Genomic DNA, 19,249 nt, shown 5'->3' with positions numbered 1-19,249 from the left:
TTGGTGGATGCGCTTCGCTTATCCACCCTACATCGAGACGATTCAAATGGCAGTAAAACCCAAAGCCGTTAAAACCGGCGGCAAGAAGACCGGACAAACATTACCGTTTGCCGACAAGCTGATACTGAACCAATGGATCATGTCTTTGCTGGGCATCGATACTTTTGCCGAACATCAAGACGGCAACCGCCGGGTGCGTCCCATGCAGTTGCTGGCGAAACAACTGCGCGATTGCCGGGAAGGATTGGATAGCGATAACCTGCATTATTTTTATCAGCAATTGAAAAACCACTGGCAACCGGGCGCCACCTTGAGCCCGGCGGCACTGCTCAACTACGAGCAAAACATCGTCGACCATACGCTATGGCTCAACGAAGGCCGGGACCGGCCGATCGAATGGAAATATTACCAATGGCTGTCGTTGTTGTTTGCGGAAATTTATCTGCACCACTACTTTGCCGACCGCGATAAACTCTTGGAGCAATTGAACGATTATGTGCGGCGCTTTAATGACCATTGGCAAGCCAAGCAGTACAGCACCGGTATCAGCGAATACAGCGCGGACGAATTAAACAAACTGTGTCTGCAAAATGCGACCGGCTCCGGCAAGACCCTGCTGATGCACATCAACTATCGCCAGTTCGCGCATTACGCCAAGGAAGCAGGCAAGCATGACGCCGTGACACGCACCTTGTTGATTACTCCGAACGAAGGCTTGAGCAACCAGCATGAACAGGAGTTGAAACAGAGCGGTATAGAAGTATCGAGATTGGTGTTGGATAACAATGACATCGGTAGCACCGCCAATATCTTTGCCAGCGGTTACGGCCATTTGAGCCGGATCGATTTTATCGAGATCACCAAGCTGGGCGATAAGGACGGCCCGAATACCATCGCTACCCGCAACCTCGGCGATCAGAACCTGATTTTGGTTGACGAAGGCCATCGCGGCATGGGCAAGGCGGAAGAGGAAGGCTGGATGAAGCAGCGCGAACGGCTGGTAGAAAAAGGCTTTGCGTTCGAATATTCGGCGACGTTCAAAGAGGCGGTCAAAGCCGCGGGCAATGCCAAAATCGAAGAGAGTTATGCCAAAGCGGTATTGTTCGATTATTCCTACCGTTATTTTTATGAAGACGGTTACGGCAAGGACTATCGCATCTTCAATATTCCCAAAGCGCAAACCGATCACGAGTTTTTATACCTATCGGCCTGTTTGCTGAGTTTTTACCAGCAGTTGCGCTTGTACCGCGAACGCAAGCCTCAGTATGCGGCTTATAACATCGAGAAGCCGCTCTGGGTGTTTGTGGGTTCGAGCGTTTCCAAAGCAACCGAAAAAAATAAGAAAGGCGAGACGGTCGTTGATGACACAGTCTCCGATATTGTGCAGGTGTTGCGTTTCATTAACCGATTTCTGGCCGAGCCGCAGCAAGCCGTCAAAACGATCGAAACCTTGTTGCATGACAACGGCACATCGACCGGTTTGGTCGATAGGAACGGCCACGATATTTTCCACGGCGCTTTTTTGTTTTTGCGCAAGCAACTGCAAAAAGGCGAGAAGGCTGCCGAGATGCACGCCGACATCCTCGGCGCGTTATTCAACAACCGCGCCGGCGGTCAATTGCATGTTCTGCGTTTGAAAGGGGATAGCGGCGAGTTGGTTTTGAAAGCCGGTCATGGGGATAAGCATTTCGGCTTGATCAATGTCGGCGATGCGTTGGGACTGGCTAAACACGTACAAGAGTCCTGCCCGAATATTGTGTTGGATGACAGCGATTTTGTAGCCGCGCAATTCGCCGGCATCAAGGAATCGTCCTCGCCGATCAATCTGCTGATCGGCGCGAAAAAGTTTGTGGAAGGCTGGGATTGCTGGCGGGTTTCTACCTTGGGTTTGATGCGTGTCGGCCGCAGCGAGGGTTCGCAAATCATTCAGCTTTTTGGCCGGGGCGTGCGTTTGAAAGGCTATGAGTGGTCGTTGAAACGTTCGTGGGCGGTGACTCCCGTTAAACAACCGGAATATATTCATTATCTGGAAACCTTGAATGTATTCGGGGTGCAGGCCGATTTTATGGAGAAATTCCGCGACTTTTTGAAAGAAGAAGGCTTGCCGGCCAATGACCGCAAGGAAGTGTTCCAGATTCCGATGAACGTCACTTACGATTTTGGCCATAAATTGAAAGTGATCCGGCCCAAGCTGAAAAAAAGCGACGGCCGCGAATACAGTTTTACCCGCGACGGAGCGATGCCCTTACTCGGCGGGGTGCCGGAGGCGATGCGCAAAAACCGCATCGAAGCGGACTGGTATCCCAAGATTCAGGCAATCGTTGCGCAAGGTGTAAAATCGGGTACCGCTGCCGTCAATGCGAATGAAGCCGTTTTCAGCGAAGAGCATATTGCCTTTCTCGACATCAACAAGCTTTATTTCGACTTGGAGCAGTACAAGGCCAGGGAAAATCTGTACAGCCTGATCATTGTGCCGCAAGCCATCCATAGCCTGTTGAAACGTCATGATTGGTATGTACTTTACGTGCCGAAAAATCTGATGGCGATGAATAACTATGCCCATGTGCGCGTCTGGAATCAAATTGCCTTGGAGTTGCTGAAAAAATACTGTAAACGGTATTACTTGTATTCCATGGACGAGTTTATTCGGCCCCGGCTTGAAGTTCGGGAGTTGGATGCAAGTGACGGCAATTTGCCAAAGCCGGATGAGTCCTATCAATTGATCGTCGATGCCAGCGAAAAACAGTTGATAGGCGACATCGAAAAATTAAAAACAGAAATCGAACAGGCCGTACACTCGAAAAAGCCCAAACTGATCGAAGCTGGACAATTAAAAGCCTGCTTATTGGCTAATCATTTATATCAGCCGTTATTGTATGCCGAGAAAGGCTGTCCGATTTCGATTGCCCCGGTTTCGCTAAACGACAGCGAGAAGAATTTCGTCGTGGATTTGATGGGGTGGCTGGGAGCCAATGAATCCAGACTGCTCGAAAACAAAACATCCATTTTTCTGTTGCGCAATAAATCGCGCGGCAGTGGCATAGGTTTTTTCGAGGCGGGCAATTTCTATCCCGATTTTATCTTATGGTCGGTTAAGGGCGAACAACAGGTCATCGCCTTTATCGAACCGCATGGCATTACCCATGAAGGGCCGGAGCATGACAAGGTGCGTTTCCATAAAACTATTAAGGAAATCGAACAGCGCCTATCCGATAAGCATATTCGGCTGGAGAGTTTTATCGTTACACCGACCCCTTATCAACTGGTCGAGGCAATGGGATATGATCGCCAGCATTGGGAAGAGCGACATGTATTGTTTATGAATACGCCGGCTTATATGGAAATCCTGATGAAAAATATCACCCTCAACGGGTTTTAGTTAAGTGCGGCGGGATAAATATCCCGTCCGGCTAGTGGCTAGAGTCCGATATACTGCCGGCCGTTTTGTAGCGATCAAAAAGCGGCCGGCAAGGGCTCGAACGGGTAAAATATCGGATACTTCCCATTTTTTCAGCGCCTGTTTCGCCTCCGAATGAATCCAATATCCAATTTATCGACGAATCTGCACAACGGCTTGCGCCTGGCGTTTTTCCGCAAGCGCGGTCCGGAAAACTTCGTTGTCGGTCTCGACCCGTTTTTGCTGCTTCTGCTTGTCGATCTGCTGCTGGAAATCGGCTCCGGTTATCTACTGTATTGGCCCGATCCGGAGTTCCAGCTTTACGCGCTGCCGGTTTATACCTTCGAGCTGGCCTGTTTCCTGATGGCGGCTTGGTTGACTTCGAAGCTTGTCCGGCGCGAAAACGCGGCGCTGCAGATCGGGGTTGTGGTTTACAGCTTGTCGCCTGCGTTGATTTTGCTGCAGACGGTGTCGCGTTATCTGAACGGACGGGAGTTCGAAAGCTGGCCCGATCTCGGCCTGTGGTTCGAGCGGCTGGCGGCGGTGTATCTGTTGATTCTGCTCGGGCGTGCCCTGTTTCTGGTTTGCGGGCGCTGGCGTTCCACGACCGCCGGCATGGCGCTGGTGCTGTTGTCGGCCGGTCCTGCCGGCGAGTGGTTCGCGGATTACCGCGATTTCTGGTATTCGCCCGAAGAACAGGAAGTACAGGACGGCGATCCGTATGCAAGGTACAAGGCGCTGGATGCCGAAAGGCTGATGTACCGGCAGCCGGTTCTGCTCGAAGAAACGTTGAGCCGGCTGCGCCCGGCGCGTAAAGGCCGCGTCGATCTGTTCTATCTCGGTTTCGCCAGCTATGCGACCGAAGACGTGTTTTCGATCGAGGCGGACTATATCAAACGGCTGTTCGACGAACGGTTCGGTACGGTCGGCCATTCGCTGAACCTGGTCAATCATCTCGACACGCTCGAAGACACGCCGCTTGCGACCGCGACCAATCTCGCCCAGGCCTTGAAACGCATCGGCCGGATTATGAACCCCGACGAAGACGTGCTGTTCCTGTACCTGACCAGCCACGGCGGCAGCGATCACAAACTGGCGGTCGAGTTTTGGCCGCTGCCGTTGAACGACCTCTCTCCTGAACAGCTGAAGGCGATGCTCGATCAGGCCGGCATCAAGTGGCGGGTGGTGGTGGTTTCCGCCTGTTATTCGGGCACGTTCGTCGATGCGTTGAAAGGTCCGCATACCCTGGTGGCGACGGCCGCGGCGCACGATCGGACCTCTTTCGGCTGCGGTTCGGAATCGGATTTCACCTATTTTGGCGAGGCGGTGTTCAAGCAACAATTGCAGAGCCGGTTTTCGTTGATCCCGGCATTCAAGGCGGCCGCGGCCTCGATTGCGGAGCGCGAGCGGTGGGAAAAACTGGAAGCCTCCCGGCCGCAATTATGGGTCGGTAAACCGATGGAGGCCCATCTTGCCGACCTGGAAAAATCGCTGACCCGTTTTCAATGCGAAGCTGGACGGAGGCAGGCGCAATGCGCCGAATGAGAGCCGGGATGGCGGTTCCGGCAAGATTCGGCGCACCGCCGGCTGAACGTTCCGAAAGCGGAGCGCCGGGATCGATGAAATGTGGGAACGGCGTCGAGCATTAAGGCAAACAATGTTACAATAGCGGCCTTCTCAATACGCCATCGTCCGCATTCATCCGTAACGGTTGCACTTTTCCGTCATTCAAGCCTCATTGCCGCCGATTTTTCTCTTTTACGACTTGCGGCAGCGTTGCAGGAAGCGCTGAACTATCGATGACTTCAAATCAGACCTCATTATTTTCAGGCCGGGCGCCATGCCGTATCATGCGCCCGCTGCCGGCTGCCTTTCGCCTTGGCTTTAACCGCGTCCGTCGCCTCGATGCTTTTTTCTGACTTGCGCAAGGATTCGCTGCCTTATTTTGAAAATACCGCCGCGTTGTTTTCATCGATGGCGGGCGAACCCTGGGCGGTTTTCCTGGACAGCGGCTATCCTGGCAATACGCGCGGACGCTACGACATCATCGCCGCCGAGCCGGTCTGCACCCTGGTCACGCACGGCGAGAAGACCCGGGTCGAGCGGGACGGGCGCTGCGAGGAATCGGGCGGCGATCCGTTCGATCTGGTCAAACGGGAACTCGGCAGCGTCGCGCGGCAGGATGGCGATTTGCCTTTCAAGGGCGGCGCGATCGGTTATTTTGCCTACGATCTGGCCCGGCGGCTGGAGCATCTGCAGGCGCTCGCGGCCGATCGGGAGCATATTCCGGAAATGGCGGTCGGGATCTACGAATGGGCGGTCGTGGTCGACCACCACGAGAAGAAAAGCTATCTGGCCGGCATCGCGCGCGATCCGGCCCGCTGGCAGCGCCTGATCGAACGCTTCGGCTGCCTGCCCGAAGCACATCCGGCAGCGCCGTTCCGGGTGCGCGGCGAGATCAGGACCAACATGGACAAGGCCGGCTATTTCCGGGCTTTCGACCGGATCAAGCATTATCTGACCGAGGGCGACTGTTACCAAGTCAATTTGTCGCAGCGTTTTTCGGCCGATTGCGAAGGCGATCCGTGGACCGCCTACCGGAAGCTGCGCGAGTTGAATGCGGCGCCGTTCAGCGCCTACCTGAACTTTCCCGAAGTACAAATCCTGAGCTCCTCGCCCGAGTGTTTTCTGAAGCTGACCGACGGCGTGGTCGAAACCAAGCCGATCAAGGGCACTCGCCCCCGCAGAGCGGACGAGCGCCAGGACCGCCGACAGATGCGGATTTTGCGGCACAGCCCGAAAGACCGCGCCGAGAATTTGATGATCGTCGACCTGCTCCGCAACGACATCGGCAAGACCTGCAAGCCGGGCACGGTCAGGGTGCCGAAAATCTTCGCGATCGAAACCTATGCGACCGTGCACCATCTGGTCAGCACGGTCACCGGCGTGCTGGCCGACGGCAAGCATGCGCTCGATTTGTTGAAACATTGTTTCCCGGGCGGTTCGATCACCGGCGCGCCGAAAATCCGCGCGATGGAAATCATCGAAGAACTCGAACCGAACCGGCGCGGCGTCTATTGCGGCTCGATCGGCTACATCGGCTTCGACGGCAACATGGACAGCAATATCGCAATCCGCACGCTGGTGCATTCGCACGGCGAGATCCGCTTCTGGGCCGGGGGCGGGATCGTGAACGATTCGGTCGCCGAAGAGGAATACCAGGAATGCTTCGATAAGGCGGCGGCCTTGCTCGATCTGCTCAGGCAGTTTGCGGATAAGCCATGATCGTGATCAAGCTCGGCGGCAGTCTCGAAGCGGCCGGTACGCTGGCCGATTGCCTCGCGGCCATCGAGCGAAAATTCGCAGACGGGGCGGTGGTGGTGCCGGGCGGGGGCCTGTTCGCGGACCGGGTCAGGGATGCGCAGCAACGCTGGCGGTTCGGTGATCCGGCCGCGCACCGGATGGCGATTTTGGCCATGCAGCAGATGGCGCTGCTGTTCAACGGCTTGAAACCGGATTGGCGGATCATTTCGCAAGTCGCCGATTTTGACCGCTTCACGGGCATGTCGATCTGGTCCCCGGATCCGGACGAGCTCGATCGGGCGGGCATTCCCGCCAATTGGAACATCACTTCCGACAGCCTCGCGGCCTGGCTGGCGGGACGGCTCTCGGCCGGGGAATTGATCCTGGTAAAATCCGTTGCGATCGACGCCGGCACAAGCCTTGCGGAACTGGCCGAGCGGCAGATTGTCGATAAGGCGTTTTGCGCGTATGCCCAAGACGCGCGTTTTAAAATAACTCTCATCAATCAAAGTACGTTGAATGGCTGCATCCAATAAACCGACGGACGGCGACTTAATGGCTTATGCCGTGTCGTTCATCCGGCGCTTATTCCTGAAACAAATCAAATCGGTCTATTACAACGCCCGGGAAACGATCGGCGGCGACCACAAGCGCGCGATCGTGGTGCATCAGGTCGAGCAGGCGTGCGTAAGCCTCAGGGAAACCCGCAACGAATTCGAGGACGCCCTGCAGCGCTTCAAGATGCTGGTGAACGTGAACGATGCGCTGCTCGAACACCGTTATCATCAGCTGAACCGGAAATACCAGTTCTGCCGAGCGAAATCCGAGGCGGTCAGCACGCGGATCCGGGCGATCGAAGAAGTCAGCGAGGCGCTGTTCGCCGAGTGGGAAAAGGAACTCGACGAATACAATAGCCGCACTCTCAGGAACCACAGCAAGCAACAACTCCGGCTGGCCCGGCAGAATTACGCCCGCCTGCTCAAGTCCCTGCGCACGGCCGAAGCGAAGATCCATCCGGTCCTGTCCGCGTTCAAGGATCAAGTCCTGTACCTGAAGCATAATCTGAACGCGCAGGCGATCGCCGCGCTGCAAAACGAATTCGTCGTGATCGGGGTCGACATCGCCCAGTTGATCCAGGCGATGGAGCAGACGATCGCCGAAGCCAGCAGTTTCGTGGCGATGCTGTCCGACCGGAAGGAAGCGCTGCCGGGTCCGCATCGTTAAGGATCGGGTCGATAATCATTTTTCGGTTACTTTGAACTCCGAGGCTTGTGTTTTGCAGGGCGGGGCATAATGGCGGCTGTGGAAACGACCAGGAAATTCTGGCTGGTCTTCAAACGTATTCTTTGGGCGATAACGCCTCCGACACTTTGATCCAGAGGCTTTCGAGCCGAGAACGGGAACGGACGCAGCCCGGTCTAATATATTAGATATTCCTTCTATTGGCATAGTCATTGCTTCTGTCTTCGTAAAGGCATAACTTCCCTTTACTGAATCTTTTCTTCGACATTTTTCGCAGGCAATCATGGCAATCAGCGTTTTCGACATTTTCAAGATCGGCATCGGCCCCTCCAGTTCGCATACGGTCGGACCGATGCGGGCGGCGATGGCGTTTGCGAACAAGTTGGAAGCGCAGGGCCTGGCGGCGAGAATCGCTAGGCTTCAGGTCGAGCTGTTCGGCTCGCTGGGCGCGACGGGCAAGGGGCACGGCACCGACAAGGCGGTGCTGCTCGGGCTGGAAGGCGAGGCGCCGGATCTGATCGATCCGTCGGTGATTCCGGGACGGCTGGCAGCAATTCGCGAAGCCGGCGCCATCCGCTTGTTAAAGCGCTATCCGGTGCGTTTTGATCAGCAGGCCGACTTGCTGTTTCACCGCAAGAGCCTGCCTTTTCATTCGAACGGGATGCGATTTGCCGTTTTCGACGAAAAGGGCGCAGAGCTTTTGCAGGCCGATTATTACTCGATCGGCGGCGGTTTCGTGGTAACCGGCAGGGAAGCGGCGGCCGACAAGCTGACCCGTCACGACGAACGTCTGCCGTATCCGTTTAAAACCGGTGCCGACTTGCTGAAGCTGTGCGCGGCGAGTCACAAGCCGATCAGCGCATTGATGATGCATAACGAACAAGCCTGGCAGGGCGAAAATCAGGTTCGGCAACAATTGCTGAACATCTGGCGGGTGATGCAGGCCTGTGTCGAACGGGGCATGCGCGAAGAAGGCATCCTGCCGGGCGGGATGAAAGTAAAGCGACGCGCGGCGAATCTTTACAAGCAGTTGATTGGCGAGATTCCGAGGCAGACGCCCGGCCTGCCGGTCGGAACGCTGGAGTGGGTGAACCTGTTCGCGCTTTCGGTCAGCGAGGAAAACGCGGCCGGGGGCCGGGTGGTGACCGCGCCGACCAACGGCGCCGCCGGCATCATTCCGGCCGTTCTGCATTATTACTGGCGGTTCTGCGAGGGCGCCGGCGAGGAAGGCGTAATCCGCTTTCTCCTGACCGCGGCCGCGATCGCGATTCTGTACAAGGAAAATGCGTCGCTGTCCGGGGCCGAAGTCGGCTGCCAGGGCGAAGTCGGCGTGGCCTGTTCGATGGCGGCCGGCGCGTTGGCGGAAGTCTTGGGCGGCACCCCGGAACAGGTCGAAAACGCGGCCGAAATCGGGATGGAGCATAATCTGGGCCTGACCTGCGATCCGGTCGGCGGTCTGGTGCAGGTGCCTTGCATCGAGCGCAATGCGATGGGCGCGGTCAAGGCGATCAATGCGGCGCGGATCGCTTTGCGCGGCGACGGCAGCCATTTCGTCTCGCTGGACAAGGTGATCAAGACGATGCGCGAAACCGGCGCCGACATGAAAACCAAATACAAGGAAACTTCACGCGGCGGGCTGGCGGTGAATCTGATCGAATGTTGACAGGTCGTTCGCGTCTTATGGATGGGATGGCTTGCGGTCGGTAATGTCCCGCTGTCCTGCGGGGTGGGTTGCCGCTGTTGTTCTTGCAATAATGGCGTCCTTAGCGCATTCTCGCTTTGGGAATATGGCCTTCGTAAGGAAAACACGTCATTCCGGCAGAGCCTGCCCCGGTCAGGGATTGCCGAAATCCGGAAATCCAGGAGGGGTAGCTCTCATACTTCCCTCTCATCTGGATCTCGGCAATCCCCCTGCGCGGGACGAGGTTGATGACCCCGTTCCCCTCATTTGAAGACCTACCGCCAGCATAAAATCATCTTCTATGTTCGCGCGATGCTAAACGTTACGGAGGGGATAAATATCCTGTTCGGCACCGGTATCTTACGGGTTTAGCCCGTAGGGTACGCTGTGCGTACCATCCATGTCGAAAGGTACGCGGCGTACCCTACGGGGCAACGGCAGGGCACCCTTCAGAAGGTGAGGCATTCCCTGCACGCGGTATGAAAATGCTCTAGCCGACGGGACTGGGGTTGAACAGCCCGGACAAATCTTTCGGATCGGCTGGTTCCGGCAGTATTTCCAGCTCCTCGCCTGCAGAATATTCGGAAGCCAGTTCGTAAACCAGACGCAGGGCCGAATAATCTTCCAGCGCGAAACCGACCGAATCGAAAAGGGTAATCTCTTCGCGGGACTCGCGGCCCGGCTTGATGCCGGCCGCGAGTTCCCACAGCTCGGCATGGACGCGATCCGCCGCGCATTGCTGCACTTCGCCTTCGGCAAGCGATTGCGGCAGGTATTCGACCACGATCTTCACGGCTTCGAGCAGTTCCGTAGGCAGTTCGGTCTTGCCGGGGCAATCGCCGCCGATTGCGTTCAGATGGGTGCCCGGTGCGAGATCCTGCAAGCCGAATAACCGCTGCCGGCCGTGCGCGGCGGTGGCGGTGATCACGATATCGGCCTGTCGGACCGCCGCCCGGACCGAGTCGGCGGGAGTCAGGAGGAAACCCGAGTTTTCAAGATTGCGCGCGAATTTGGCCATCGCCTGAGGGGCTTTGTCGTAATACCGGATTTCCTTGAGCGGGAACAGCCGTTTGAAGCCCAGAATCTGAAATTCGGCCTGTGCCCCGGTGCCGATGATCGCGAGCGTTTCGGCATCGGAGCGGGCTAGGTACTTTGCCGCTAAGGCGCTGGCGGCGGCGGTCCTGAATGCGGTCAGCAGCGTCATGTCGGCAAGCAGCAGGGGATAGCCGGTGAGGGCGTCGCTGAGCTGGCCGATGGCGATCACGCTGAGTTTGCCGAGCGCGGTATTGCCGGGGTGGCCGTTCACGTATTTGAATGCATAGTAACGGTCGTCCGCGCACGGCATCAGTTCGATCACGCCCTGGTCATAGCGGGTGGCATGGCGGGACGATTTTCGAAAGTCATGCCAGCGCCGAAAATCCTGTTCGAGCGCGGCGATCAGCCGGTTGAAAAAGCTTTCGATGCCGATCGCGGCGATCAGTTTTTGCATGTTGCGGGCGGTGATGATTTTCATGTGGAGCCTTTGGCGTGTCGAGTCCGTTAGGACGGAAGCCAGTGGGGAGCCTTTATGGAAGTGATTTTACGACAACGGTCTTTGCGGGCGGGTTCAAACCGGACAGATTCGGGGAAGTTCTCGTGGAGCTTTGAGCGAGGGCGTTCGACATTTCGGCAGGACTCGCCGGGGTCATTGCCAGGATGGCCGATTTGCATTGGCCCGAGAAGAGGGGTGCATCAGGATCGGTCTTGTAGACCCCGATCTGTTGGGCTTCCTGGCGTCAGCCCAACCTACGCGGCTGAACCGAAAGCCGGAGAGAATTGCATCGACCGGGCTAAAGGGGTGGCCGGTAACGAGTGGGATCTTCGATGCCGGCGGCGTCGAAGCCGTTTTTGCGCAAACGGCAGGCATCGCACAAACCGCAGGCACGGCCGTTCGCGTCGGCGGCATAACAGGATACGGTTTGGCTGTAATCGACGCCTAAAGCCAGCCCGGTTTTGATGATGTCGGCCTTGCTCAATGAAATCAGCGGGGTATGGATCGTAAAATGGTCGCCTTCGACGCCGGCCTTGGTCGCCAGATCGGCCAGTTTCCGGAATGCCGCGATGAACTCGGGCCGGCAGTCCGGATAACCGGAGTAATCCACCGCATTTACGCCGATGAAAATGTCGCGGGCGTTGAGTACTTCCGCCCAGCCCAGCGCGAACGCCAGAAAGATCGTATTGCGCGCCGGCACATAAGTGGCCGGAATGCCGGTTTGCGGCGTGGTCGGCACCGGGATGTGGTCGTCTGTCAACGCCGAACCGCCGATCGCGCCGAGCCCCAGCGGAATGATTTTATGTTCGGCGACCCGATAGTGTTCGGCGATGCGCCTGGCTGCCTCCAGTTCCGCATTATGTCGCTGCCCGTAGTCGAAGCTGAGCGCGTGGCAATGGTAGCCCTGGCTTTGGGCCAGCGCCAGCACGGTAATCGAATCGAGCCCGCCCGAAAGCAGAATGATCGCTTTTTTTTGCATAGGGAATCATTTGCCGCGGGCGTCGGCCCACAGCAGTTTGTGCAGTTGAATCTGGAAGCGGACCGGCAGACGGTCGGCGAGGATTTTTTCGGCCAGGTCGGTCGGGTCTTGCCGGCCCATCACCGGCGAAAACAGAATCTGGCAGCGTTCCGGCAGTTGGTATTCGTTTAGAGCGGCCTTCGACCAGGCGTAATCTTCTTCGTTGCCGATCACGAATTTGATCTGGTCTTTGCGGTCCAGAAACTGGAGGTTTTGATAAAGGTTTCGATCCAGTTCGCCCGAGCTGGGTGTTTTGAGATCCATCACCTTGACCACGCGCGGATCGACCTTCGAAATATCGAGCGCGCCGCTGGTTTCGAGCGAAACGGTGTAGCCTTTGTCGAGCAGGCGCGTCATCAGGTCGAGGCAGCCCGGCTGCGCCAGCGGCTCGCCGCCGGTAACGGTGACATACGGCGTGTCGTAAGCTTCGACCTGAGCGAGGATGTCGTCGATCGGAATCTTTTTTCCGCCGCTGAAGGCGTATTCGGTATCGCAGTAAACGCAACGGAGCGGGCAGCCGGTCAGCCGGATGAATACGGTCGGCAGTCCGACCGTATTCGACTCACCTTGCAGCGAATAGAAGATTTCGGTAATGCGGAGAGAACTCACTGGCCGGAGATCGATTGCAGTTTTTCAGTCGCCAGGCGCGCGGCTTTCGTGTTTGGGAACTCGTTTACGACCCGGTTCAAATATTCGCCGGCTTTCGGCTTGTCGTTCAGGTCGATTTCAATGTAGCCGAGCTTCAACAGCGCGTCAGGCACCTTCGGATTGTCGGGATAGCTTTCCAGTACCTTCAGCAAGGCGGCGCGGGACGAACTGAAATCCTGATTGACCCGGTAGGCTTCGCCGAGCCAGTATTGCGCATTGCCGGACAACGGTCCTGCAGGATTCTTGTCCAGGTAGGCCTTGAATTCCTCGATCGACTGCGCGGTACGGCCGTTTCTGAGGTCGTCGTAGGCCTGCTTGTATTCCAGGTCTCCCGATGCGGCGGCAGCGGATTCGCTCGGAGCGGCAGGAGCGGCCGACGGGATTTGAGCGATCCCGGCAGGCGCTTGGCCGGAAGGCGGCATGGCGTCCAAGTCGGCCGGCTGCTCGGCATCGTCGGCGTTTTCGCCGGCCGGCGCGTTGCTCGTGGCCGGCGTGCTGCCCGACGCCTTGCTTTCGAGATTTTGCATTCTTTCGTCAAAATCCGAATACATCGTGCTCAGCCGTTTTTTCAGCTCGGCGTTCTGATAAGACTGTTCCTCGACCTTGCCGGTCAGTTCGCGTACTTCGTTTTGCAGTTGATCGATGCGGCTCATCAGTTCGTACAGAGTCTTGCTCGATGCAGTCGCCTGGGGGACGGTTTGCGGTATTGGCGGCGGAACGCTTGGATCGTTGACCACAGGGGCCAACGCACAAGCATTCATCGATATGCCGCCGATAAGAGTCGCCAACAGCAGAGGACGCATGTTCATTTATTTGTAAACCAGTTCGACGCGGCGGTTGAGTTCCCAGGCCGATTCGTCGCTGCCGAACGCGGCCGGTTTTTCTTCGCCATAGCTGATCAAATCGAGCTGGCCGTCGGAGACGCCTTGCGCCCGCATCAGGTTTGCGACCGATTTGGAGCGGTTTTCGCCCAAAGCGATGTTATATTCGCGCGATCCGCGCTCGTCGGCATGGCCTTCCAGAGCCAGCCGCTGGTTCGGATGGTTGACCAGGTAGCGGGCGTGCGCCGCGATGACCGGCTCGAAATCCGGCTGGATCTGGCTGCTATCCAGCATGAAATAAATCGTCGATTTGGACAGCGGATTGTTCGGGTCGGAAAATTCGGGGCCCAAGCGGCTGTTGCCGTAGCCTCCGGCGCTTGCCGTTCCCGAACCGAATTGCGAGCCGCCAAGACCGGCTCCGCTGTTAAGGCCGCCGGTCGACGCATCGTTAATGCCGCTGGCGCCCATTTGCGAGCCGTCGGTCAGGGCTTGATCGGCTTCGTCATCGCTGCACGCGCTCAAAAACAGGGCGCTTATTGCTAAAGCTAAGAGTGTTTTATTTAATTTCATCGTTAAGATCCCGAAAAATAAGGCAATAATTGTACAAGAAAAAGGAGGGAGCGCCAATTGGTCAATTCGGCCGGACCATGTACCGGGCGGATGGAGGGGCTCACATTTATCATCGGAAAAATCACCTTGTCCGGGCATTCTTCCGGATCGTAATGAAATGACCTTTATACCCTTTAAGGCAGGCTAAGTTCCCACGCCGGAGCGTGGGAACGGCGGCAAAATCTACGGGGACCAGGCCGGCTCTCTGACCGCGTTGCTGTCGAAGACGAGTTTTTGCTGCATCTTGCCGTCGAGCGATACGGCTGCCAGATAGCCGCCGCTGCCGCGTTGCGAAGCGTATAAAATCAAGTCTCCGTTCGGCGCGAAGCTGGGCGATTCGTCGGTCGGGCCGCCGGTCAGCACGTTGATCGTGCCGCTCGCGACATCCAGCACCGCAATCCGGTAGTCGTTGCCGTTACCGTGTACCATCGCGATGTTTTTTCCATCCGGCGAGAAACTGGCGCGCGCATTGTAACTGCCGGAGAAGGTGATCCGTTTTTCGGAACCGCCTTGACTCGAAACCCGGTAAAGCTGCGGTTTGCCGCCGCGGTCCGAGGTGAAGACGATGGTGCTGCCGTCGGGCGACCACGCCGGCTCGGTATCGATGGCGGTGCTGTTGGTGATTTTGGTCAACGAATTGTTGATCAGATTCAGCACGTAAATGTCCGGGCTGCCGTCCTTCGACAGGGTCAGCGCGAGCTTGCCGCCGTCCGGCGACCAGGAAGGCGCCCCGTTGATGCCGGGGAATTCGGCGACTTTCACCCGCTGCCCGGTCGCGAGCGTTTGGACATAAATTGCCGCGGTTTTTCTTTCGAATGAGACGTAAGCCATTTTGCGGCCGTCCGGCGACCAAGATGGCGACATCAAGGGTTCGGATGAAGTCGCGATCGTTTGCGGATTGAAGCCGTCCGCGTCGGCGACCTGCAGCCGGTGCGTCGCGGATGCGCCCTGGCCGCTGCTGGTGATATAGGCGATACGGCCGCTGAACACGCCTTTTTTGCCGATCAGTTTTTCGAAGATCAGGTCGCTGATGTGATGCGCGGTCCGGCGCAAATCCTGGGCGGAAGAAGTCATCCGGTAGCCGAGCAGCTGGCTGCCGTTATTCACGTCGAACAACTGGAACTGCACATTGTATTGGTTTCCGGCCGGGATCGCCTGGCCGATCACGATGTAGTTCTGGCCGACCGATTTCCATTGTTCGAACTGGATGGCTTCGGGTGACGTCGGACGCGCCGGCATGTATTGTTCGCTCATCGGCTTGAAATAGCCGCTGTGCCCCAGGTCGTTGCTGACGACGCTGCTGATGCTGATCGGCGCGGGGCCTTGCTGCGCGAACGGTACGATGGCGATCGGCAGCGCGCTTTCGATGCCTTCGGTGATTTCGATGTCCATTTCCGCGCGCAGCAGCGGCGCGAACAGACCTAACAAGCCGATGATGACGATTTTCTTTATTCTCTTCACGCGCAGACCTCTCAAAACACTTTCAAAATATTATCATATGCAGGGTACGCTCTGCGTATCCTGCATCGACTTTCGAACTCGATTGGGCTCCAAAAAGGTACGCACAGCGTACCCTACCTGTGAGCTTTTCATCGTTCCCACGCTTCGGCGTGGGAACGCATTTGTAGGTTGGGTTAGCGATAGCGTAACCCAACATTGCCGTCTGCGATTTCGTTGGGTTACGGCTAACGCCTAACCCAACCTACGCAGAGCAGTGTTATATTAATAAGCGCCCCGGTCGGGATCGAAAGTGAACGTAAACGACCGGAAACTTTTCGCGAACACGTCCTTATCCTGAGGCACAGGCAGCGGAGACGCCTTGTTGACCGCATTCTCGGCCGAGCGGTCGAAAATTTCGTCGCCGCTGGAGGCGATGACTTCCGCATCAATCACGGTGCCGTCGGACATCAACCTGACCCGGATTTTGCATTTCAGGCCCGGCTTCATCGACATCGGCCGGATCCAACTGCGGTTGACCTTCAGCCGAATGGCCTGGATCGCCTTGGTGATCGCCTCCTGCGAGGCGGCAGCTTTAGCTTTCGCCTCCTGAGCGGCTTTCTCGGCGGCGGCCCTTTCCGCTTCGGCCTTGGCTTGGGCTTCGGCTTTCGCTTTGGCCTCGGCTGCAGCACGTTCGGCTTCCACCTTTGCTTTGGCCTCGGCCTCCGCTTTGGCCTTGGCCGCTGCCGCTCTTTCCGCTTCCGCCTTGGCTTTCGCTTCGGCTTCCACTTTGGCCTTCGCGGCGGCGGCTTTTTCGGCTGCCGCTTTTTCAGCCGCTAATTTTTTCGCTTTCTCGGCTTCAGCTTTGGCTTTCGCTTCCGCTTCGGCTTTTGCCTTGGCTGCGGCTTCCGCTTTTGCCTTGGCCGCTTTCTCGGCGGCCAGTTTTTTCGCTTTTTCGGCCGCCGCCTTCTCGGCCTCGGCTTTCGCTTTGGCGGCTTTTTCCGCCTCGGCTTTGGCCTTTGCCGCCGTCTCGGCTTTTTCCGCAGCCAGTTTTTTGGCTTTTTCCTCGGCGGCTTTTTCCGCAGCCAGTTTTTTGGCTTTTTCCTCGGCAGCTTTTTCCGTGGCCAGCTTTTTAGCTTTTTCCTCGGCGGCTTTTTCCGCGGCCAGCTTTTTAGCTTTTTCCTCGACCGCTTTTTCGGCGGCGAGCTTTCTGGCTTTCTCCGCTTCGGCCTTGGCTTTGGCGGCTTTTTCCTGTTCGGCTTTCTCGGCTGCGAGCCTTTGCGCTTTCAGGTCGGCCAGTCTTTCGGCTTCCATCTTGGCTTTCGCTTCGGCTTCCGTTTTGGCCTTCGCAGCGGCGGCCTTTTCGGCAGCCAGTTTTTGTGCTTTTTCGGCGGCGGTCTTTTCCGCCTCCGCCTTGGCGGTGGCTTCCGCTTTTTCCGCTGCGAGTTTTCTCGCTTTGGCCTCGGCCTCCGTTTTTTCGGCTGCAAGTCTCTGCGCTTTCGCTTCGGCCGCCTTTTCCGCCTCGGCTTTTTCGGCGGCCAGTCTTTTCGCTTTTTCGGCAGCGGTCTTTTCGGCCTCGGCTTTCGCTTTGGCGGCTTTTTCCGCTTCGGCCCTGGCCGCCGCCTCGGCTTTTTCCTCGGCCAGTTTCTGTGCTTTCAGCGCGGCCGCTTTTTCCTGCGCTTTTCTTTCCTCGGCGGCTTTTTCAGCCGCTTCTCTGGCCTTCGCCGCCTGAGCCTCCGCTATTGCGGCGGCTTTTTTCTGCATTTCGGCGGCCTGATCGACCTCGGGCGCCGGAGCCGGCTGTTGCTCCGGCGCGGGTTCGGGTTTTGCCTTGGCAGACGCCGGCTCGGGCGGTTGTTCGACGATCGTCGCCTGGATGATTTCCGGTTGCGGCGGCTCCGAGTTATCCGACAGCTTGAACAGCGTACTGAGGATGAACAGCAGCATGATCGAGATATGCAGCATCAGGGCCAGTACGAACGGCCAGGAGTATTTTCTCGTGTTCATCCCGCTCAGTTTTCTTCGGGCCGGGTCAGCAGGCCGACATTCGGTACACCGCTATTCTTCATGCCGGCCATCATCGTGACGACCGTACCGTAATCGACGTCTCTGTCGGCTTCGATCAGCACTTGCGTTTCGGGTTTTTCGGCGAGGACCGCCGATACTCTACCGTCGACTTCTTCGGGTTCGATAGGTTCCTGCTCTTTGTCGCAGCACATAATGAAATATTTGTAATCCCCGGCCGGCTCTTTGTGGATCGTGAGCACTAACGGCGGATCGTTCTTCGGTTCGACCACCGCCGATTCGGCTTCAGGAAGATCGACCTTGACGCCGGTCTGCAGCAGCGGCGTGGTAATCATGAAAATAATCAGTAAGACGAGGGTGACGTCGATATAAGGGACGACGTTGATTTCGCTCATCGGCTTTCTGCGCCGGCCGTTTTTTCTGTTCATTTCTGGTGCGCCTGTCTTTGCAGTAATACGACGAACTCTTCGACGAACAATTCGTAGCGCCCGATCAGGCGGTCCAGATTGGTCGAAAAGCGGTTATAGGCGATCACGGCGGGAATTGCCGCGAACAGGCCGATCGCGGTCGCGATCAGCGCTTCCGCGATGCCGGGCGCGACCTGCGCCAGCGTCGCCTGCTTGACGTTGCTCAATGAGCGGAATGAATTCATGATCCCCCAGACCGTGCCGAACAGGCCGACATAAGGGCTGGTCGACCCGACCGTGGCCAGAAAAGGCAGATGTTCGTCGAGCCGGTCGAGTTCGCGGGACAATTCGATGCGCATGGCGCGTTGCGCGCTTTCGACCTGAACGATCGGTTCGACGTTGCCTGCCTGCCGCATACGGGAGAATTCCTTGTATCCGGCCAGAAAGATTTTTTCGATCCCTTCGGGTTCGAAGCCTTTGGCGGTCAGTTTGCGGTAAAGTTCGGCGAGGGCGACACCCGACCAGAATTCGGCCTCGAATTCGTCTGTGATCGTGATCGCGCGTTTGAGTTCCTTCCGTTTGGAAAAGATGAACGTCCAGGAGGCGAGAGAGGCCGAAACCAGCAGCGCCATCACGAATTGGACGACAACGCTGGCTTCCTTGATGAGGTGGAGGATCGATAAGTCAGTGTTCATTCTTCAATGGTTTTAAACAAATGTTGAGGAATCGCTTTCGGAGTCATCGCATTCGCATCGAGGCAGGCGATGCGGAAGATGCCCTTACATAAAATATCGTCGCCGCGCGTGATCTTCTGCTCGAAGACCAGGCTGGCTTTTTTGGCTTCAGTAAGCCGGGCGCCGACGAGCAGCAGGTCGTTGAAGCGGGCCGGTTTCAGATAATCGACCTGCAACGAACGTACGACGAAAATGATGCCGTAATCGGCCCTCAGCGCGTCCTGCTCATGGCCGAACGCGCGCAACATTTCGGTTCGGGCGCGCTCGAAAAAATTCAGATAATTCGAATGAAACACGACGCCGCCGGCGTCGGTGTCTTCGTAATAGACGCGAATCGGCCAATTGAATTTTTTTATAGGTTTATCGCCTTGTATCATGATAAGGTTAAATTTTTTT

At 57.1% G+C, this 19,249-nt stretch carries 16 protein-coding genes; 6 read left to right on the top strand and 10 right to left on the bottom strand.

Features of this window, described 5'->3' with window-relative positions:
- The first annotated feature begins 46 nt into the window (after nucleotides 1–46).
- The 6 genes from METAL_RS13685 (at nucleotide 47) to METAL_RS13660 (ending at nucleotide 9,605) form a co-directional block, all read left to right on the top strand.
- Complete coding sequence (locus METAL_RS13685) at nucleotides 47–3,379, top strand: DEAD/DEAH box helicase family protein (protein WP_245549376.1); 3,333 nt, start codon at nucleotides 47–49, stop codon at nucleotides 3,377–3,379.
- A 153-nt stretch (nucleotides 3,380–3,532) separates the two neighbouring features.
- Entirely contained in the window at nucleotides 3,533–4,942 is a 1,410-nt protein-coding gene (locus tag METAL_RS20045) for a C13 family peptidase (protein WP_005373164.1), read from the top strand.
- 360 nt (nucleotides 4,943–5,302) lie between these two features.
- Nucleotides 5,303–6,682 carry an aminodeoxychorismate synthase component I gene (gene pabB, locus METAL_RS13675; protein WP_005373162.1) on the top strand — a complete coding sequence of 460 codons (1,380 nt, stop codon included), beginning with the start codon at nucleotides 5,303–5,305 and terminating at the stop codon, nucleotides 6,680–6,682.
- Entirely contained in the window at nucleotides 6,679–7,236 is a 558-nt protein-coding gene (locus tag METAL_RS13670; RefSeq protein WP_005373160.1) for an amino acid kinase family protein, read from the top strand. The genes pabB and METAL_RS13670 overlap by 4 nt, the downstream gene beginning before the upstream one ends.
- Nucleotides 7,220–7,924 (top strand): DUF2959 domain-containing protein, encoded by a 705-nt coding sequence (locus METAL_RS13665; RefSeq protein WP_157203342.1) that lies wholly within the window; start codon nucleotides 7,220–7,222, stop codon nucleotides 7,922–7,924. The genes METAL_RS13670 and METAL_RS13665 overlap by 17 nt, the downstream gene beginning before the upstream one ends.
- A gap of 301 nt (nucleotides 7,925–8,225) precedes the next feature.
- On the top strand, nucleotides 8,226–9,605 hold the full coding sequence (locus tag METAL_RS13660; RefSeq protein ID WP_005373157.1) for an L-serine ammonia-lyase: 1,380 nt from the start codon (nucleotides 8,226–8,228) through the stop codon (nucleotides 9,603–9,605).
- A 508-nt stretch (nucleotides 9,606–10,113) separates the two neighbouring features.
- On the opposite strand, the gene METAL_RS13655 is transcribed toward METAL_RS13660, so the two are convergent.
- From METAL_RS13655 to ybgC, 10 genes are all read right to left on the bottom strand, one after another.
- Nucleotides 10,114–11,136: an ornithine cyclodeaminase gene (locus tag METAL_RS13655; protein ID WP_005373155.1), complete on the bottom strand. Its 1,023-nt coding sequence runs from the start codon at nucleotides 11,134–11,136 to the stop codon at nucleotides 10,114–10,116.
- A 316-nt stretch (nucleotides 11,137–11,452) separates the two neighbouring features.
- Nucleotides 11,453–12,133 carry a 7-cyano-7-deazaguanine synthase QueC gene (queC, locus tag METAL_RS13650; RefSeq protein ID WP_005373153.1) on the bottom strand — a complete coding sequence of 227 codons (681 nt, stop codon included), beginning with the start codon at nucleotides 12,131–12,133 and terminating at the stop codon, nucleotides 11,453–11,455.
- Between the two features lie 6 nt (nucleotides 12,134–12,139).
- Nucleotides 12,140–12,781, bottom strand: coding sequence for a 7-carboxy-7-deazaguanine synthase QueE (gene queE, locus METAL_RS13645; RefSeq protein ID WP_005373151.1), 642 nt, complete (start codon nucleotides 12,779–12,781; stop codon nucleotides 12,140–12,142).
- Nucleotides 12,778–13,623 carry a tol-pal system protein YbgF gene (ybgF, locus tag METAL_RS13640; RefSeq protein WP_213069394.1) on the bottom strand — a complete coding sequence of 282 codons (846 nt, stop codon included), beginning with the start codon at nucleotides 13,621–13,623 and terminating at the stop codon, nucleotides 12,778–12,780. The genes queE and ybgF overlap by 4 nt, the downstream gene beginning before the upstream one ends.
- A 6-nt stretch (nucleotides 13,624–13,629) precedes the next feature.
- On the bottom strand, nucleotides 13,630–14,211 hold the full coding sequence (gene pal, locus METAL_RS13635) for a peptidoglycan-associated lipoprotein Pal (RefSeq protein ID WP_005373146.1): 582 nt from the start codon (nucleotides 14,209–14,211) through the stop codon (nucleotides 13,630–13,632).
- Between the two features lie 222 nt (nucleotides 14,212–14,433).
- Entirely contained in the window at nucleotides 14,434–15,642 is a 1,209-nt protein-coding gene (tolB, locus tag METAL_RS13630; protein ID WP_245549534.1) for a Tol-Pal system beta propeller repeat protein TolB, read from the bottom strand.
- A gap of 330 nt (nucleotides 15,643–15,972) precedes the next feature.
- Entirely contained in the window at nucleotides 15,973–17,694 is a 1,722-nt protein-coding gene (gene tolA / locus METAL_RS13625) for a cell envelope integrity protein TolA (RefSeq protein ID WP_005373142.1), read from the bottom strand.
- A gap of 5 nt (nucleotides 17,695–17,699) precedes the next feature.
- A complete protein-coding gene (tolR, locus tag METAL_RS13620) occupies nucleotides 17,700–18,140 on the bottom strand; it encodes a protein TolR (protein ID WP_005373141.1) in 441 nt (146 codons plus the stop codon).
- Nucleotides 18,137–18,814 (bottom strand): protein TolQ, encoded by a 678-nt coding sequence (gene tolQ / locus METAL_RS13615; protein ID WP_005373139.1) that lies wholly within the window; start codon nucleotides 18,812–18,814, stop codon nucleotides 18,137–18,139. The genes tolR and tolQ overlap by 4 nt, the downstream gene beginning before the upstream one ends.
- A complete protein-coding gene (gene ybgC, locus METAL_RS13610) occupies nucleotides 18,811–19,230 on the bottom strand; it encodes a tol-pal system-associated acyl-CoA thioesterase (protein WP_005373137.1) in 420 nt (139 codons plus the stop codon). The genes tolQ and ybgC overlap by 4 nt, the downstream gene beginning before the upstream one ends.
- Between the last annotated feature and the right edge of the window lie 19 nt (nucleotides 19,231–19,249).

This window comes from Methylomicrobium album BG8, from assembly GCF_000214275.2.
GTDB lineage: Bacteria > Pseudomonadota > Gammaproteobacteria > Methylococcales > Methylomonadaceae > Methylomicrobium > Methylomicrobium agile.
This window is presented reverse-complemented; position numbering and strand designations above follow the sequence as displayed.

Bases quoted from the DNA above. Each gene is read 5' to 3' on its own strand.
- METAL_RS13685 (WP_245549376.1), top strand. From the start codon at position 47: ATGGCAGTAAAACCCAAAGCCGTTAAAACCGGCGGCAAGAAGACCGGA.
- METAL_RS20045 (WP_005373164.1), top strand. From the start codon at position 3,533: ATGAATCCAATATCCAATTTATCGACGAATCTGCACAACGGCTTGCGC.
- pabB (WP_005373162.1), top strand. From the start codon at position 5,303: ATGCTTTTTTCTGACTTGCGCAAGGATTCGCTGCCTTATTTTGAAAAT.
- METAL_RS13670 (WP_005373160.1), top strand. From the start codon at position 6,679: ATGATCGTGATCAAGCTCGGCGGCAGTCTCGAAGCGGCCGGTACGCTG.
- METAL_RS13665 (WP_157203342.1), top strand. From the start codon at position 7,220: ATGGCTGCATCCAATAAACCGACGGACGGCGACTTAATGGCTTATGCC.
- METAL_RS13660 (WP_005373157.1), top strand. From the start codon at position 8,226: ATGGCAATCAGCGTTTTCGACATTTTCAAGATCGGCATCGGCCCCTCC.
- METAL_RS13655 (WP_005373155.1), bottom strand. From the start codon at position 11,136: ATGAAAATCATCACCGCCCGCAACATGCAAAAACTGATCGCCGCGATC.
- queC (WP_005373153.1), bottom strand. From the start codon at position 12,133: ATGCAAAAAAAAGCGATCATTCTGCTTTCGGGCGGGCTCGATTCGATT.
- ybgF (WP_213069394.1), bottom strand. From the start codon at position 13,623: ATGCGTCCTCTGCTGTTGGCGACTCTTATCGGCGGCATATCGATGAAT.
- pal (WP_005373146.1), bottom strand. From the start codon at position 14,211: ATGAAATTAAATAAAACACTCTTAGCTTTAGCAATAAGCGCCCTGTTT.
- tolB (WP_245549534.1), bottom strand. From the start codon at position 15,642: ATGGACATCGAAATCACCGAAGGCATCGAAAGCGCGCTGCCGATCGCC.
- tolA (WP_005373142.1), bottom strand. From the start codon at position 17,694: ATGAACACGAGAAAATACTCCTGGCCGTTCGTACTGGCCCTGATGCTG.
- tolR (WP_005373141.1), bottom strand. From the start codon at position 18,140: ATGAACAGAAAAAACGGCCGGCGCAGAAAGCCGATGAGCGAAATCAAC.
- tolQ (WP_005373139.1), bottom strand. From the start codon at position 18,814: ATGAACACTGACTTATCGATCCTCCACCTCATCAAGGAAGCCAGCGTT.
- ybgC (WP_005373137.1), bottom strand. From the start codon at position 19,230: ATGATACAAGGCGATAAACCTATAAAAAAATTCAATTGGCCGATTCGC.